The organism is Dactylococcopsis salina PCC 8305 (genome assembly GCF_000317615.1).
In the GTDB taxonomy this organism is placed as follows: Bacteria; Cyanobacteriota; Cyanobacteriia; order Cyanobacteriales; family Rubidibacteraceae; genus Halothece; species Halothece salina.
In genome coordinates, this window is sequence record NC_019780.1 from 3,278,835 (window position 1) to 3,294,487 (window position 15,653).

The window sequence follows — 15,653 nt, forward strand, 5'->3', positions numbered from 1 at the left end:
AGCAAACACGGGCTACCCGTAGTGAGTTGCCTTGTGGCATTCACGATGTAGTATCTCTAGATTAGACACTTTCTCGCTTCCGCCGTTTTTTCTTGGAACAATGTGATGGATATCATAAGGCTCACCGTTGAACAAGGATTCTCCACATTTGCGGCATTTATATCCCTGCTTTTTGGCTAACCTTTGACTCCTTTTGTTTAGTTTGGCAGATTCGGATTGGAGTTTTTTCTCGAAGTGTTCTTGAACTATTGGGTCTGGGTTATCGGGAGTATAATCGTAAGGTACGGCATCATGGTATTCTATATTAAACTCTTCGAACTTTATAATGTAAGCTCCTGAGTCTTTGCTACCAAAGTACCCTTTATTATCAGGACGATTTGGATTGAGTCTCCCTATATATTTATTTTCCCTCCAGCTTTTGCTTTTGGTTGGGTGCCGTCGACGTGTGTATCGGATACCTCTTCCGTACATATAGTCATCCAGTTCTTTGAACTTCTCACTACTGCTGACTTTATTCCAATAGTTGGCTTTCCCCCTGATGATGGGGTTCATTTTTTTGATAATCCATTCCGTTGATTTGCCTATCCCTTCAAGCCAAATCTCTCTGAGTTGTTGTTTAGTCTCCTTGATTTTTTCTTTATCGGGTCTTATTAGGGTTACATATCCACTTTTCCTGTGTTTATCAGGTAGTCTGCGGATACGAAATCCTAGATACTTAAATCCATCATTTAGATGACAGATACTAGTTTTTTCTTCAGAGAGATGGAGTCCTCGCTCGTTTATGAATGCGTTGGCTTCCTCTTTGGCTAATTTTGCGTCTTCCTCTGATTCACATAGGATAATAAAGTCATCTGCAAATCTGATAACAGCCCGTTTTGATTGGGTAAGGGTGGCGTAGATTCCGCTCTTTGTTCTACCCTTTCGAACCTTCCATTTTACACCTAGTGCGTTTTCCAATCCATGTAAACTAATGTTTGCTAACAGTGGACTGATGACTCCTCCTTGGGGAGTTCCCCCTTCAGTAGGATTAAAGTTTCCTTTTTCGATGTATCCTGCTTTGAGCCATGTTTTAATTAACTTCCTTGCAGGGAAGTTTCCAATGACCCCTAATAGGTGTTGGTGGTCGATGTTATCAAAGCATCCTTTAATGTCTGCATCTACTACCCATTGTTTTTTTGGAGGTTTTCCCTGTGGGCTTTGTTTAGTTAATGCTTGAACACGAGCAATTGCATCATGTGGGCTCCTACCTGGTCGGAAACCATAGGAAGAAGGTTCAAACATTGCCTCCCAATGAGGTTCGAGAGCTTCCTTTACTACCGCTTGTCGAATGCGGTCTGTCACGATTGGGATGCCTAAAGGTCGCTTTTTACCATTCGATTTAGGAATCTGAATCCGTCGGGTGGGTGACGCTATGGGGTCGTTTAAGACTTGCAACTCACACACAAGTTCCCACCTTTCTTCCGGAGTCAGGGCAATTCTACCGTCCACGCCTGCCGTCCTTTTGCCTTGATTCTCTTGAGTACATCGCCTTACAGCTACAACCAGATTGGAGAAAGACTTAAGTAACAGCTTTTGTAGATTTCTGACTTTCTTGATATCGCCGTTACGGGTAGCTCTGAATATCCGTCGCCTTAGATTCCGAACCATACGGTAAGCCTTCCGCCAGTTGATGGCGTGCCAGCATTCCGCATGATTATCAAGAGTTACGTTTGTTATGAATAACATCTAACTTTTCCTACATGAATTTGGTCACTTCGCTTAAGAACTCAGAGAGTTCACTTTGTGGCTAAGTCTGCTTCCCTTTCAGGTAGGGCAAATTTTGAACCCTTATCCGCCAAGTTATATACCCCGCAGGGTTTTCCTCTTGCTTTCATGTTCCTGCTTGAACCAAGTCTAATTATCGGTTATCCGAAATCAGGTTATCAGACAAGGAACTGCACGGAATCAGCAGACGGCATTCGCTTCTTAACCTATCCTTTACCCACTGAGGAATTATGCCTTCCTTACGGTCAGCTTACTGGTGAACCAGACCTCATTGGGCTTACCACGTTTCACATTTGAGAGATGCGCTCAACTTAGGTGGTGTTCTATCCGCCGAGGGTGTATGATGTGCTAGCCTATCCAGAAAACGTGGATAAACCTTTGAGACTCCAACAAGAGGGGAGACCCCTTACCGTTGCCCTTGACAACCCCATACTTGCTCTCGCTTTCGTGGCTAATCAACCCTGTTTAACTACTCGCTTGGCACTTAACCTTAACTTGCAGGGACTTACATAACGACGGCTCCTCGAACACTTTACTTTCGTTCACCATATTGAACTTTCCCTAGCACCTGTTCCCTTTCTGGCGAGTCATACTCAAGATATGGTTACATTTAACTCCCTGCTTTCCACCCTGCCGTTACCAGCAACGCAGTTGGGAGCGGGAATACCCATGCACACTTGGGTAGAGTCTTTCTGAGGGACTCACTCTCGAAATGCAACATCGTGTCGCACGTTTTCTCTGTAATTATAACAAAGCCCTTCCCTAGACTCGTAACAGGGGTAACAATTCTGATTTTCAATTTTTAAATAGATCGCATTCAATCACCGTTAACCAATTACTCCTGATTTAAATACTTCTGATAACCCATCTCGTCTAATTTTTTCTGCTTTGCCATTACTGATTGTTCTAATTTTTGCCGATAATCCTCCATTTTTTCTGCTAATTCTAAATTAAATGTCGCGAGAATTTGTAGAGCTAATAATCCTGCATTTTTAGCATTATTAATGGCAACGGTTGCTACAGGAATTCCCCCTGGCATTTGCACAATTGAATAAAGAGAATCAACGCCTTGTAAATTGCTGGTTTTTACAGGAACACCAATCACAGGAAGGGTGGTTAAAGATGCAACCATTCCTGGTAAATGAGCCGCCCCGCCAGCACCAGCAATGATTACTTTTAAACCTCTTTCTCTGGCAGTTTTGGCATAGTTGACCATTCTTTCTGGAGTGCGATGAGCAGAGACAATGGCGACTTCGTAGGGGATGGAAAATTCTTCACACTGCTCGATCGCGCTTTCCATTACGGGTAAATCGGAATCACTCCCCATAATAATCCCAATTAATGGCGTTTTTTCTGACATTTCTTATTAGTTATTGAGATCGGCAATGTTAACTTAACAGTTCTTAATTCTATCACTAAATCTAGCTGGGTTGAGATGAGATTGAGGTTAGATCAAGTTCGATCGAGCAATGATAAAACGTAGGTTGGGTAGAGACGTGCCATGGCACGTCTCCACGCGAAACCCAACACCAATTATAAGTAATCGCTACAGCCTGAGATTATACCGTTTTGGAAAAGTCAGGTTATAGTTGATCCCCCCAAACCCCCCTTATTAAGGGGGGCTTCATTGATCGTTAATGTAGCGCCAATTGTTCACCCATGGTATTAAAATTAGCGATCGCATAATTCCTCGATCTGATTCCGTTGACAGGGGAGAGATGCGGTTAAGACTGCTGCTCCTTCTGAGGTGGCTAAAACATCATCTTCAATGCGAATCCCTCGCACATCGGAAAATCGATCGAGTTGCTCCCAATTAATTATTTCTCCATATTTTTCTCTGGTTGACTTATCATTGAGAATAGCTGGAACTTGATAAAATCCAGGTTCAATGGTGACAGTCATTCCTGTTTGTAACGCTCGATCGAGCCGTAAGTTTCCTAAACCAAATCTTTCACTGCGTTGTCTTCCTGGTGCGTATCCTGCTAAGTCTCCTAAGTCTTCCATATCATGGACATCTAACCCTAATAAATGCCCCACGCCATGAGGGAAAAATAGTGAATGAGCATCCATCGCCAGTAAGTCAGAGACATTCCCCTGTAAAATTCCCAGATTCACTAATCCTTCTGTGATCACTTGGGCGGCTTGCCAGTGGATGTCTTTATATTCAACGCCAGGGGCGACGTTTTCAATACAAGCATCATGGGCGGCTAAAACCAGATCATAAATGTCTCGCTGCGTGGGGGAAAATTGACCATTGACAGGAAAGGTGCGAGTAATATCGGAAGCCCAACCGCCGACACTTTCTGCTCCCACATCGGCTAAAACTAAGTCTCCAGATTCCAAAGTATGGGAATAACTTTCATTGTGTAAGACTTCCCCATGAACCGTGACAATGCTACCGTAAGCACAAGTGAGATTATGCGCCATTATAACTTGTTCTATGGCAGAACGAACTTCGGCTTCGGTTTTCCCTGGTTGCGCGGCTTTCATTCCCGCTTGGTGAGCTTTTATGGAAACTGAGGCGGCTTGTTTAATTTGCTCGATCGCGCTTTCATCGTGAGATAATCGTAACGTGATGATTGCTTGGATTAATGCTAAATCTTTTCCTGTTGCTTCACTGGGTTGAGGAATATTTCGCTCCAAACATTGACATTGTTGTTGATAAATTCCCACATCAGAAATAGGAATTGTCGCGGCTTCCCCTGTGTAGTTTTTTAACTCGGAATAGGGATAAGCGAGATCAGCCCCAATGGTAGCAGCAATTTGATCACGACTTGGTTTTTCTCCTCCCCATAAAATGCTTTCTGGTGAAGGATTATCCATAAACAAGGTTAATTTTCCGCTGTCTAATTCAATCACTGCATTTTCGAGATTTAAACCTGCAAAATACAGGAAATGACTACTGGCACGAAAGAGAAAAGTATTGGCGGGAAAGTTGCGAGATGGCGCACAACCTGACCACAGTAAGGCTTTTTCTGAGAAGGTTTCTGCTAGTTTTTGACGACGCTGTTTTAAGGTGGCTTGAAAACTGTTATTATCAGGTAAGTTCATTTTTCTGTGATTTCTCTTGGTGTTTACTTTAATGATAAACTATTCAATTATATCAATTCTTATTTGAATCAAGAATCGCTTCTGGATGCTGACATGAAACAATCTAAATGGCTGGGACTGGGTTTAATTTCGTTTCTTACTGTTTTACTGTTTTCGGCAGTTTTTCCGAGTAAAACTATTGCTGATATTGATGATTTATCGATCGCAAATGTGGAAGTTTCTTCTCAAACAGCAGTGGTAACATTTACTTTACCCATTGAGTTTATCTCCTTTGTTGATGATAATAAAAACGGTGAAATCGAATCGATCGAGGTAGAGAACAACCAAGAACAATTAGAGGATTTCATGCGCGATCGATTTCGTCTTTCTAACCAAGATGATAACTTAAACGCTCTCACAGTTCAACCGTCTTCTAAGTTAGTGATTCCTCCCAATTCTCAAATTACGACAGCGACTCACACAACCATCATTTTAAATTATTCTTGGCAGCAACCTCTAGAAACCCTTAACATCAAATATAATCTTTTTCCCACACAATTAGGAAGGGGAGTGCCAGGTTTACCCACCGCTCATTGTTTGGCGACCATTCGTTGGCAAAATGAGATTAAAACGCAAGTTTTTACCTTTACAAATAAACAGTTCGCGATTCCGTTAAACTTTCAAGAAACGAATCTTGCTTTTCCCTTTCTCAAAGAAACAACAGGCGGATTATTTGCAATTTTTGGGGCGTTAATTTGGGGAAGTTTTCATGGGCTATCTCCTGGACATGGTAAAACAATGGTTAGTGCTTATTTAGTGGGAACAAAAGCCAGCTTAAAACAAGCGATCGTGTTAGGATTAACAACAACGGTCACTCATACAATTGGCGTGTTTATTTTCGGTTTAATTGCTTGGTTTGCGTCTCAATATATTCTACCCGAACAATTATCTCCCTGGTTAAGTTTGATCTCAGGAATGATGATTTTATTGATTGGTTTAAGTTTAATTCGTCAACGGATGAAAGGGTTACGTCATCATCACCATCACCCCCATGATCATCATCATCACGAGGTTTCTGTTGCGTCTTGGCGAGATATTTTTGCGTTAGGAATTTCTGGGGGATTAGTGCCTTGTCCCGCAGCAACTGTGTTATTATTAAGCACGATCGCGCTGGGAGAAATTGCTTATGGTTTAATGTTAGTTTTTATTTTTAGTTTGGGATTAACCGTAACTTTAACGGGTTTAGGAATTATATTTATTTACGGAAAAAAACAGTTTCAAAAATTGCCACAGGGACAAATTTGGCTACAGAAAACTCCTATTCTCGGCGCGATCGCAATGACAATTATTGGTGTTGGGATTACCAGTAATGCGCTTTTAACGATTCTTTAATTCTAGTCTTTTTTCTATTCCCCCCCAATCATCGGGGGTTAGGGGGGATTATTCATTTCCCTCAAACTTAGCTGTTGGGTTTCGCTACTGGTATTTTCCCCCAAACTTGGGGGTTAGGGGGCTAACTTCCTCTTGTTGGGTTTCGCTACCCTCCACCCAACCTACGCTACTGGTATTTTCCCCCAAACTTGGGGGTTAGGGGGCTAACTTCCTCTTGTTGGGTTTCGTTACCCTCCACCCAACCTACGCTACTGGTATTTTCCCCCAAACTTGGGGGTTAGGGGGCTAACTTCCTCTTGTTGGGTTTCGTTACCCTCCACCCAACCTACGCTACTGGTATTTTCCCCCAAACTTGGGGGTTAGGGGGCTAACTTCCTCTTGTTGGGTTTCGCTACCCTCCACCCAACCTACGCTACTGGTATTTTCCCCCAAACTTGGGGGTTAGGGGGCTAACTTCCTCTTGTTGGGTTTCGTTACCCTCCACCCAACCTACGCTACTGGTATTTTCCCCCAAACTTGGGGGTTAGGGGGCTAACTTCCTCTTGTTGGGTTTCGCTACCCTCCACCCAACCTACGCTACTGGCTTTTCCCCCAAACTTGGGGGTTAGGGGGCTAACTTCCTCTTGTTGGGTTTCGCTACCCTCCACCCAACCTACGCTACTGGCTTTTCCCCCAAACTTGGGGGTTAGGGGGCTAACTTCCTCTTGTTGGGTTTCGCTACCCTCCACCCAACCTACGCTACTGGTATTTTCCCCCAAACTTGGGGGTTAAGGGGCTAACTTCCTCTTGTTGGGTTTCGTTACCCTCCACCCAACCTACGCTACTGGTATTTTCCCCCAAACTTGGGGGTTAGGGGGCTAACTTCCTCTTGTTGGGTTTCGCTACCCTCCACCCAACCTACGCTACTGGTATTTTCCCCCAAACTTGGGGGTTAAGGGGCTAACTTCCTCTTGTTGGGTTTCGTTACCCTCCACCCAACCTACGCTACTGGTATTTTCCCCCAAACTTGGGGGTTAGGGGGCTAACTTCCTCTTGTTGGGTTTCGTTACCCTCCACCCAACCTACGCTACTGGTATTTTCCCCCAAACTTGGGGGTTAGGGGGCTAACTTCCTCTTGTTGGGTTTCGCTACCCTCCACCCAACCTACGCTACTGGTATTTTCCCCCAAACTTGGGGGTTAAGGGGCTAACTTCCTCTTGTTGGGTTTCGTTACCCTCCACCCAACCTACGCTACTGGTATTTTCCCCCAAACTTGGGGGTTAGGGGGCTAACTTCCTCTTGTTGGGTTTCGTTACCCTCCACCCAACCTACTAGGGGGCTAACCGAATCGTTGTTGTAAGATAAACTCAGCGATCGCCAAATCTACTTTTGTCGTTAACTTTAAGTTCGTTTCTTCTCCTTCCACAATTGTCACAGGAAGCTGACATCTCTCAAATAAAGCCGCATCGTCTGTCACTTCCCAACCCAAAACTTTTCCTTGACGATGACAAGACTTGAGCAATTCCACTTGAAACCCTTGAGGCGTTTGTGCTGCCCACATTTGACGACGATCGGGGGTATCTTTCACCTCGCCGTTATCATCAACAATTTTAATGGTATCTTTAACGGGAACGGCGGCAATTAACCCCTGACAAGTCATTAAAGCCTCGCTACACCGATCGAACAACTCCTTAGTCACCAAACATCTCGCCCCATCATGGATTAACACCTGTTTTGCCGTTTCGGGAAGTGCCTCTAGCCCCTGATAAACGGACTCCTGACGAGTTTTTCCCCCTTGAACCAAGCAAACGGGGGTTTTTAAGTTTAATTCCTCTAAAATCGCCTTAAAATCGGGGAAATCAATTTCTTGACCAACAATTGCGATCCATTTGATGCTAGTTGAAGCCTCGGCGGCTAACAATGTCCAAGCCAACAGGGGCTTTCCTAATAAGGGTAATAATAACTTGTTTCGATCGCTGCCCATTCGTTGTCCCCGTCCTGCAGCAGGGATTAATAAGTGCATTGAAGACTCTCACCAAGAGATTTAACGCCCTTTAATATATCACAAACTCACTTTTTCTCATCGCATACACTGGTAAATGAACGCCAAGCCAACCAACTCCATGAGCCGCTCAATTAAGCAATTCGGACTTTATTTCGGTTTACTTGTGTTAGGAGGAACAGTCGGATTAACAGCGAGTCAATATCTGAGACAAGATGATCCCCCTCCTAATGTTAGGTTATCTCCGATCGAACCCATTCAACTGCCAGAATCTTCTTCTCCTCCATCGACACCCCCCCTAGAAAACACGAGTTTTATTGCTAAAGCCGCCCAAACTGTGGGTCCTGCTGTGGTTCGCCTAGATGCAGCTCGTATTGTTTCCCGTAAGGAACAAAAGCCGTTTTATCGTCGGTTTTTTGGGGAAGAATCTCCAGAGTCAGAGCGCCGTCGGGTGCGAGAGGGAAGTGGTTCGGGTTTTATTTTTAGCTCAGATGGGCTGATTTTGACCAATGCTCATGTTATTCAAGATGCGGATGAGGTTCAGGTTACCTTGAAAGATGGGCGCAGTTTTGAAGGGGTTGTGGTGGGAGATGATTCGGTTACGGATGTGGCGGTGATTAAAATTGAGGCGCAAAATTTACCCACTGTCACGTTAGGTAATTCTGAGCATATTATCCCTGGGGATTGGGCGATCGCGATCGGGAATCCATTAGGTTTAAATAACACAGTAACGATCGGAATTATCAGCGCGATCGGTCGTTCAAGCTCACAAGTCGGCGTTCCCGATAAACGAGTAAGTTTCCTCCAAACCGATGCGGCGATTAATCCTGGTAATTCTGGCGGACCTTTGCTTAATGCTCAAGGGGAAGTGATTGGCGTTAATACGGCAATTCGGGCGAATGCGGAAGGGTTAGGTTTTGCCATTCCCATTGAAAAAGCGATTCGCATTGCTAACCAATTAGTGACCACAGGAAAAGTGGATCATCCTTTTTTAGGAATTCGCATGGTAACGTTAAGTCCCAGTGTGCGTAAGGAGATTAATGAAAGCAGTTCCATTGATCTTGCTGTGGAAGCAGAAACTGGGGTGCTAGTGGTGGGAGTGATTGATCAATCTCCTGCAGACCAAGCGGGATTTCGAGAAGGTGATATCATTTTGAAGGTGGGCGGGGAAAAAGTGGAAAACTCGATCAAAGTCCAACAAGCGGTGGAAGATAGTACCATCGGTGAAGATTTAAAAGTCATCATCGATCGAAATCGTAACCGCAAAACCCTAACCGTTCGTCCAGGTAAATTCCCCTTAGATGATGAATAATAAAGGCTTACTGAATAAACCTAAAACCTTTATCCAATCAGCTTTTAAGGCTCTTAATTCTTTGAAAAAGTGCAAGGGAGAAATGGGAGACAAGGGAGCAATGGGAGACAAGGGAGACAAGGGAGCAATGGGAGACAAGGGAGACAAGGGAGACAAGGGAGACAAGGGAGACAAGGGAGACAAGGGAGACAAGGGAGACAAGGGAGACAAGGGAGACAAGGGAGACAAGGGAGCGATTTTCTCCCCCATCTTCCCCATCTCCCCCATCTTCCCCATCTCCCCCATCTCCCCCATCTTCCCCATCTCCCCCATCTTCCCCATCTCCCCCATCTTCCCCATCTCCCCCATCTTCCCCATCTCCCCCATCTCCCCCATCTTCCCCATCTTCCCCATCTTCCCCATCTTCCCCATCTTCCCCATCTTCCCCATCTCCCCCATCTTCCCCATCTCCCCCATCTTCCCCATCTTGCCTCTTGCCTAAGGCAACTTGCCTTTTGCCTTACTACACCGAAAACATGAACTTTTTCAGCAAGCCCTATTTAGGAGTAAAAATGAATCAACCTCAACCCAGTATTACCCCCAATACCCAAGAACCGAAATTTGGCTTTAATAAATATGCAGAACGTCTCAATGGTCGCGCGGCGATGATTGGCTTTGTTTCCTTACTACTGGTGGAATTTTTCACTGGAAAAGGTATGCTATCGTGGCTAGGATTACTGTAACAGTTCGCGTTACCTTAGAATTAGCACTTTTTAACCTGATTAGAATCATCAAAGCATGAATATGTCCTTATCTCGCTTGATTACCCGTGCTTATCGTAAAGAACCAATTACAGCCTTTATCTTTACCGTTGGCTTAGTCAACGCAATCATCGGTGGGGTTGGGGAACGTTGGACATTGTTGAGCTTAGGGCTAATTGTGGGAGGGAGCGCGATCGCGCTACGATGGTGGCAAGGATATCAGGGACGCACCATCTCCGAGAGAGCCACCCCCCGTCGTTATCTCACCAGTTCCGACTCACCGCGTCCTCTCCCTCCCCTTCGCAAAACCCAAAACCGTTCTCATCGTCCAAATTAAATCCTATCGATACTGTAGCATCAGGTTCTCAAAATGGTATTACAACGAGAAAAAATGCGATCGAAACTTTAAAACAACATAATTGTGATTTGAATATCAAACTTTAGTATTTCTACTGATTTTAAAAGTTTGATAATTACTCTCTTTGAGAAGGTAATGAGGTCTGATGAAGATAACGTTCAAACCAAAAGCCAGCGATGAGAATACTCAAACCACAAAGTAGGAGAATCACTGCTTTCCAAATTAAACCCGTTTGATACTCAAACATCCGAGAAATTACTTGTAAGGTTAGAAGGCTTAACCCCACCCAAAAGTTTAGGCGAACACTTTGGTTTAATCCTTGACGAATCAGCGCGATCGAGCTAAAAAAGAGGATAAGATTATAAATTACAGTCAGAATTAAAACCGATTGAGGAAACGTTAATCCTGCAACTGTCACCCCAGTTACTAATCCAGTGGTTAAATTCGTTACTGCCACTAATGTACTATTAAATCTCAATCGCCAAGGCGCATTAGAATTTTGTCCTAATTTCCACCAGCTATAAAGAGTCAGACTAGCAAAAATTAAAATCTGTAGGAGACTGGGAGCATAATTAAGTTTGCTGTTATTCTCTCTCACTAAAGAAAAATCCACCCATACATAGTGAAAGGAAAACCAATAACACACTCCAACCAGAAAAAAAATAGAGAGAGGACGAGTAACTGTTCTCAACTGAAAATGGGTGTTTCTGCTGCCAAAATCGTAGCCCCACAAGAGCAACGGAGGGAGAGAAATCGCCCCAGCAATCATTCCTCCAGCTAAAAGCGGAGAATCAGCAAAAACCGAAGATAACTCTTGAAGAACGGTTACTTCCAAAGCGGAAACCACCGCAATCACTCCCCAGAAGAAAACCCATTTTGATTGACATAAATGAGCTAGAGGAATAAAACCAACCATCGAAAAGAGAGGCATATAGGGCATTAACGAGAAAAAAGTCCCTCTTGCGGTGATGCTAAAAAAATCAGGAAGTCCCCACCAATAACCAATTCCGAAAAGCAAAATCGCCAGAATGGCAAGCCAAGAAAATTGTAAGCCATAAGCCATTGCTAAGACTCCAATTCCCCAGACTAAATAGAGTTCATAAACGGCTCCACTTTGATGGAACATTTGGGACATTAAGCCTAAATTTGCCCCTAAAATCAAAGCTCCTAATAAAAGCAGTCCTTTCCCTAAACGTCGCCATCGGGGTTGTTGAGACGACCATCCCCAAAAACCGACTAAATTCACAGTAAGGAAGACACTTAACAGTAAAACCACTCGCAGATTGCGCGACCAACCTTGCCAATTAGCGGCAACCAGTGTAATAATTCCTAAACCGAGAAGAATTGCTCCTAAACCGAATAAAACAACTACAAAACGGTTTTGGTTTCTGGTTTCTAATGATTGAAATTGATATCGTTCCGCCAGTTGTTGGAAAATCGAGGTATTAATTAATCCTTCTGCTTGCCATTTTTCTGCTTCTTGTTTTAATTGTTGGCGAAACTTCTCGGAACTCATAATTATGATTTTGGGGAGTTAAGTCATAATCATCCTAAATCAATTGTAATTTTTTGGTGGGGTCGATCGATGATTGGGCAGAAAAAAGAATGAATAATCTTGATGGTGGGCAATTGCCCACCCGACTGTTGATTCAATTAGAATTGATAGGAAACTCCTAAGCTGAAGACGGGATAAATATCGAAGTTATCGAGTTCGTTTTCTAATTCTGCTTCTTCTTCGGCAATGGCTGCATTCACATCATTTTGGTTAGCTGCAGGAACATCATTCGCTTCGATATTGACTTCTGGAGAACCAGGGAACATTACTCCTAAATTGACGTTAAAACTCCAACGACTACCTGGTCGCACTGGATTTCCCCAACCAATACCGATATAGGGCGCGATTTCATTGGGGAATTCAACGTCTGCATCAAGAGAACTAAATTCTGTGCCTACGGTAAAGTTATTACCATCACCCAGATCAACTGTTGTTCCATCAGTAGCATTTAATGTTCCATCTATATTGTTATCGTTAAAGACTAATCCAGCAGACACCTTAAATCCAGAATTTCTAATAGGATAATAATCTGCAGCGGCGGAAATGTTGAACAAGTTGACATCAGAATCATAGGTGACATCTGTGTCTTCTACATCAACTCCTACAGAAAAGCCATTAATGCCAAGTCTTCCATTTAACTGGGGAGTTACGCCATAACTAACGGATGCGCCTAAGCCTAATGTGCTTATTTCTGGAGTCACTGCAAAACCACTGTTCACATCAGACGTGGGACTAGAACGACGGCGACGGGAAGGTTCAGGTTCAGGGGTCGATCGAGGTCGATTGGCGCAACGAGAGTTATAGGGATATCGATCGCAAAATTCTTCTAAATCAACGGGATCGTAAGCGGTAAAAAGGTCAGAAGCAGAATTAGAATATTGAGTTAGTTCTGATGCTTTCTTTCCCACTTCAGGATTTGCAATCGCAGGCTGTGCAACTAAAGCCGTGACAGCAGCCAACCCAAATAAAGACGTACCTAATTTATTTCCTAAAATCATCAACTCACTCCTCACAATTTATTTTTAGGAATTAGGCTCTGATTTTAAAACAGTACGTTTCCATTGGTAATGAGTAAGATGACAGTTTCTTTTCCGTATATGATCGCCTTGAAGTATAAATCACACATTAAAACGAAACTCAATCACATCCCCTTCCTGTACAACGTACTCTTTACCCTCCGATCGAATCAGTCCTTTTTCCCTAGCAGCAGCTAAAGATTGTATTTCTGCCAATTTCTCATAACTAATGGTTTCAGCGCGAATAAATCCCCGTTCAAAATCAGAATGGATCACTCCTGCGGCTTGTGGTGCTTTCATTCCAGCGCGAATTGTCCAAGCGCGAGTTTCCGTTTCACCTGTTGTTAGATAAGTCCGCAATCCTAACAAATCATAGGTTGCTCGAATTAGAGACTGTAAACCGCCTTCGGTTACGCCTAAAGAGTCTAAAAAGTCGGTTTTTTCTTCCTCAGAAAGCTCAATCAATTCTGATTCGACTTGTGCAGAAATCACGACGACGGAAGCGTTTTCTTGTTCCGCTAAATTCCTAACTTTTTCTACAGCTTGATTCCCCGTTGCTAAGTCTTCCTCAGACACATTAGTTGCATAAATAATCGGCTTTTTAGTGAGTAAACCAAGCGGTTTAATGATCGCCTCTTCATCTTCATTTAAATCCACCTGACGAACAGTTTTCCCCTCATTAATCGCCGCTTCCAGTCTCTCTAACAGTTCTAATTCGACTTGTGCGTCTTTGTTTTTCTTCGCATCTTTGCGAGTGCGAGCGATCCGTTTTTCAATTTGTGATAAGTCTGCTAAAGCTAATTCTAAATTAATGACTTCAATATCACGGACGGGATCAACTGAACCAGAAACATGGACGATATCATCGCTTTCAAAGCAACGAACTACATGAACAATGGCATCCACTTCTCGAATATTTGCTAAAAATTGGTTTCCTAATCCTTCTCCTTTACTCGCACCCGCAACTAATCCCGCAATATCTACAAATTCGATGCGAGTGGGAACAATGCGCTGAGACTTGGAGATTTCAGCTAATATTTCTAACCGTTCATCGGGAACAGAAACCACACCGACATTTGGTTCAATGGTACAAAAGGGAAAGTTCGCCGCTTCGGCTTTGGCGTTAGCAACAAGGGCATTAAAAAGGGTTGATTTTCCGACGTTAGGAAGTCCGACGATTCCTGCTCTAAGCATTGTTTATAAAGTGTTAATTATTTTTATTTGTTATATCAAGTTCAGGTAATTGCTTATAGTTGGTGTTGGGTTTCGCGTAGAGACGCTCCATGGAACGTCTCTACCCAACCTACTTTTTATTTAATATCCTGTTTCCTCCTCATATTCGGGTTCTTTCTCTTTGTCTTTTGCTTTTGGTTTTTCGGGAAGATTCACTTTTGGAGGAACATAAGTGTCATCTTCATCTCTCCAAACATCTTCTTCGATTTCGTCATCTTGTTGTAGTCGATCGAGCGGTTGTGGCTGATAGTCTTCTTCATAAGGAGTATCGCTATCTCCCCAATTATCTTCTTCTAACACCGCTTCTTGATAGCGTACTGACTCTTCTTCGCGACGGGGGAGAGGTTCGGGTTCTTCCCATTCGTCTTCTGTCCATGCTTCCTCGTAAACGGGTTCTTCTTCTGGAATGGGTTCTTGATATGCGGGTTCGCGGATGGGTTCTCGCGTTTCTCTGGGTTCGGTACGAATGGGAGGACGTTCGGGAGCGCGTTCGGGTAAGCCAGTTCCTAATTGATTTTCAGGACGAGCGGTTGGTGGCGTATAATACAAGTCGTCGTCGTCTTTTTCCCAGGGGGCTTTTCCGAGTCCAATTCTTTCTAGGAGACCAACGGTTAACTGACTGAGACGTTCTTCTGCTCCTTCAAAGACGATCACTCGTTTCGGACCACTACTGACAATTTCTTCAATGGGGAGTTCGTATGTACTCAGCACTTGGTCGGGAATTTGAGGATATCCCCAAGAAGCGATGATGAGAGAAGACACTTTCCCATCTTCCATGTTGAATTGAAAGTCACGAACGCGCCCCAACATTTCTCCGTCTTCGGTAATGACTTCGCAATTGATTAAAGCACTCAGTGCTTCAATTTCCACGTCTTCGATGACTTCTTCGTCTTCAACTAGAATCACATCACCGCTTTGAGTGATATCTTCTAGATACATATAACGTGGCATTCCAGCAACGGAGATCAAGTTGTCTCGCAGTCCCAACGCCACCACCTCTCGGCGGTCAATATCGACTAACATTTCTTTGACTACGCCTAGGCGTTTTCCACTGTTACGGGTGATGACTTGGGTGTTGATAACTTCAGAGCGTAAACGATTGAATTCAGTTGTCATTTTTTTGTTCTGCTAGTCCTTGATCTCGCAGTTCGTCTTAGATATATAGTTAGCTTAATTTTACTTTTCCCAGAAAGGAATTTATTATATCCTACTACCGATCGATCTTACCTTATCGAAGGTTGAGGAAAACGGAAGTTTCTGTTTTAAGGAATG

General features: G+C 43.6%; 13 protein-coding genes. 4 read left to right on the plus strand and 9 right to left on the minus strand.

Going from position 1 to position 15,653, the window contains the following annotated elements; genetic code table 11:
* Positions 1-12 precede the first annotated feature (12 nt).
* The 3 genes from ltrA to DACSA_RS15685 all read right to left on the minus strand — a co-directional run bounded on the left by ltrA (position 13) and on the right by DACSA_RS15685 (position 4,815).
* Entirely contained in the window at positions 13-1,725 is a 1,713-nt protein-coding gene (gene ltrA / locus DACSA_RS15675) for a group II intron reverse transcriptase/maturase (RefSeq protein ID WP_015230687.1), read from the minus strand.
* 874 nt (positions 1,726-2,599) lie between these two features.
* Positions 2,600-3,124 (minus strand): 5-(carboxyamino)imidazole ribonucleotide mutase, encoded by a 525-nt coding sequence (purE, locus tag DACSA_RS15680; RefSeq protein WP_015230688.1) that lies wholly within the window; start codon positions 3,122-3,124, stop codon positions 2,600-2,602.
* Between the two features lie 311 nt (positions 3,125-3,435).
* The gene (locus DACSA_RS15685; protein WP_015230689.1) at positions 3,436-4,815 is read right to left on the minus strand and encodes an aminopeptidase P family protein; all 1,380 of its coding nucleotides are present in this window, start codon (positions 4,813-4,815) and stop codon (positions 3,436-3,438) included.
* 63 nt (positions 4,816-4,878) lie between these two features.
* Between DACSA_RS15685 and DACSA_RS15690 the strand changes: the two genes are divergently transcribed.
* Positions 4,879-6,186, plus strand: coding sequence for a nickel/cobalt transporter (locus DACSA_RS15690; protein WP_198007587.1), 1,308 nt, complete (start codon positions 4,879-4,881; stop codon positions 6,184-6,186).
* A gap of 1,318 nt (positions 6,187-7,504) precedes the next feature.
* Here the strand turns inward: DACSA_RS15690 and ispD are convergent.
* Entirely contained in the window at positions 7,505-8,188 is a 684-nt protein-coding gene (gene ispD, locus DACSA_RS15700; protein WP_015230692.1) for a 2-C-methyl-D-erythritol 4-phosphate cytidylyltransferase, read from the minus strand.
* 100 nt (positions 8,189-8,288) lie between these two features.
* On the opposite strand from ispD, the gene DACSA_RS15705 reads away from it, so the two are divergent.
* Entirely contained in the window at positions 8,289-9,479 is a 1,191-nt protein-coding gene (locus DACSA_RS15705) for an HhoA/HhoB/HtrA family serine endopeptidase (RefSeq protein ID WP_041235537.1), read from the plus strand.
* On the opposite strand, the gene DACSA_RS20020 is transcribed toward DACSA_RS15705, so the two are convergent.
* Entirely contained in the window at positions 9,465-9,944 is a 480-nt protein-coding gene (locus DACSA_RS20020; RefSeq protein WP_041235538.1) for a hypothetical protein, read from the minus strand. The genes DACSA_RS15705 and DACSA_RS20020 overlap by 15 nt on opposite strands.
* 86 nt (positions 9,945-10,030) lie before the next feature.
* Here DACSA_RS20020 and DACSA_RS21750 point away from each other — a divergent pair, with 86 nt between their 5' ends.
* On the plus strand, positions 10,031-10,201 hold the full coding sequence (locus DACSA_RS21750) for a chlorophyll a/b-binding protein (RefSeq protein ID WP_015230695.1): 171 nt from the start codon (positions 10,031-10,033) through the stop codon (positions 10,199-10,201).
* Positions 10,202-10,256: 55 nt separating this feature from the next.
* Positions 10,257-10,556, plus strand: a complete 300-nt coding sequence (locus tag DACSA_RS15720; protein WP_041235539.1) for a hypothetical protein — start codon at positions 10,257-10,259, stop codon at positions 10,554-10,556.
* A gap of 136 nt (positions 10,557-10,692) precedes the next feature.
* Here DACSA_RS15720 and DACSA_RS15725 read toward each other — a convergent pair whose 3' ends face one another.
* From DACSA_RS15725 to DACSA_RS15740, 4 genes are all read right to left on the minus strand, one after another.
* Complete coding sequence (locus tag DACSA_RS15725; RefSeq protein WP_015230697.1) at positions 10,693-12,093, minus strand: DUF2157 domain-containing protein; 1,401 nt, start codon at positions 12,091-12,093, stop codon at positions 10,693-10,695.
* Positions 12,094-12,230: 137 nt separating this feature from the next.
* Positions 12,231-13,145, minus strand: coding sequence for a hypothetical protein (locus tag DACSA_RS15730; RefSeq protein WP_156800821.1), 915 nt, complete (start codon positions 13,143-13,145; stop codon positions 12,231-12,233).
* 105 nt (positions 13,146-13,250) lie between these two features.
* The gene (ychF, locus tag DACSA_RS15735) at positions 13,251-14,342 is read right to left on the minus strand and encodes a redox-regulated ATPase YchF (protein WP_015230699.1); all 1,092 of its coding nucleotides are present in this window, start codon (positions 14,340-14,342) and stop codon (positions 13,251-13,253) included.
* Positions 14,343-14,462: 120 nt separating this feature from the next.
* Positions 14,463-15,497 (minus strand): PRC-barrel domain-containing protein, encoded by a 1,035-nt coding sequence (locus DACSA_RS15740; RefSeq protein ID WP_015230700.1) that lies wholly within the window; start codon positions 15,495-15,497, stop codon positions 14,463-14,465.
* Between the last annotated feature and the right edge of the window lie 156 nt (positions 15,498-15,653).

What these genes read in the sequence shown, in the direction of transcription:
- ltrA (WP_015230687.1), bottom strand. Translation starts at nt 1,725, where the DNA reads ATGTTATTCATAACAAACGTAACTCTTGATAATCATGCGGAATGCTGG.
- DACSA_RS15725 (WP_015230697.1), bottom strand. Translation starts at nt 12,093, where the DNA reads ATGAGTTCCGAGAAGTTTCGCCAACAATTAAAACAAGAAGCAGAAAAA.
- DACSA_RS20020 (WP_041235538.1), bottom strand. Translation starts at nt 9,944, where the DNA reads ATGGGGAAGATGGGGGAGATGGGGAAGATGGGGGAGATGGGGAAGATG.
- purE (WP_015230688.1), bottom strand. Translation starts at nt 3,124, where the DNA reads ATGTCAGAAAAAACGCCATTAATTGGGATTATTATGGGGAGTGATTCC.
- DACSA_RS15740 (WP_015230700.1), bottom strand. Translation starts at nt 15,497, where the DNA reads ATGACAACTGAATTCAATCGTTTACGCTCTGAAGTTATCAACACCCAA.
- DACSA_RS21750 (WP_015230695.1), top strand. Translation starts at nt 10,031, where the DNA reads ATGAATCAACCTCAACCCAGTATTACCCCCAATACCCAAGAACCGAAA.
- DACSA_RS15720 (WP_041235539.1), top strand. Translation starts at nt 10,257, where the DNA reads ATGAATATGTCCTTATCTCGCTTGATTACCCGTGCTTATCGTAAAGAA.
- DACSA_RS15685 (WP_015230689.1), bottom strand. Translation starts at nt 4,815, where the DNA reads ATGAACTTACCTGATAATAACAGTTTTCAAGCCACCTTAAAACAGCGT.
- ychF (WP_015230699.1), bottom strand. Translation starts at nt 14,342, where the DNA reads ATGCTTAGAGCAGGAATCGTCGGACTTCCTAACGTCGGAAAATCAACC.
- DACSA_RS15705 (WP_041235537.1), top strand. Translation starts at nt 8,289, where the DNA reads ATGAGCCGCTCAATTAAGCAATTCGGACTTTATTTCGGTTTACTTGTG.
- ispD (WP_015230692.1), bottom strand. Translation starts at nt 8,188, where the DNA reads ATGCACTTATTAATCCCTGCTGCAGGACGGGGACAACGAATGGGCAGC.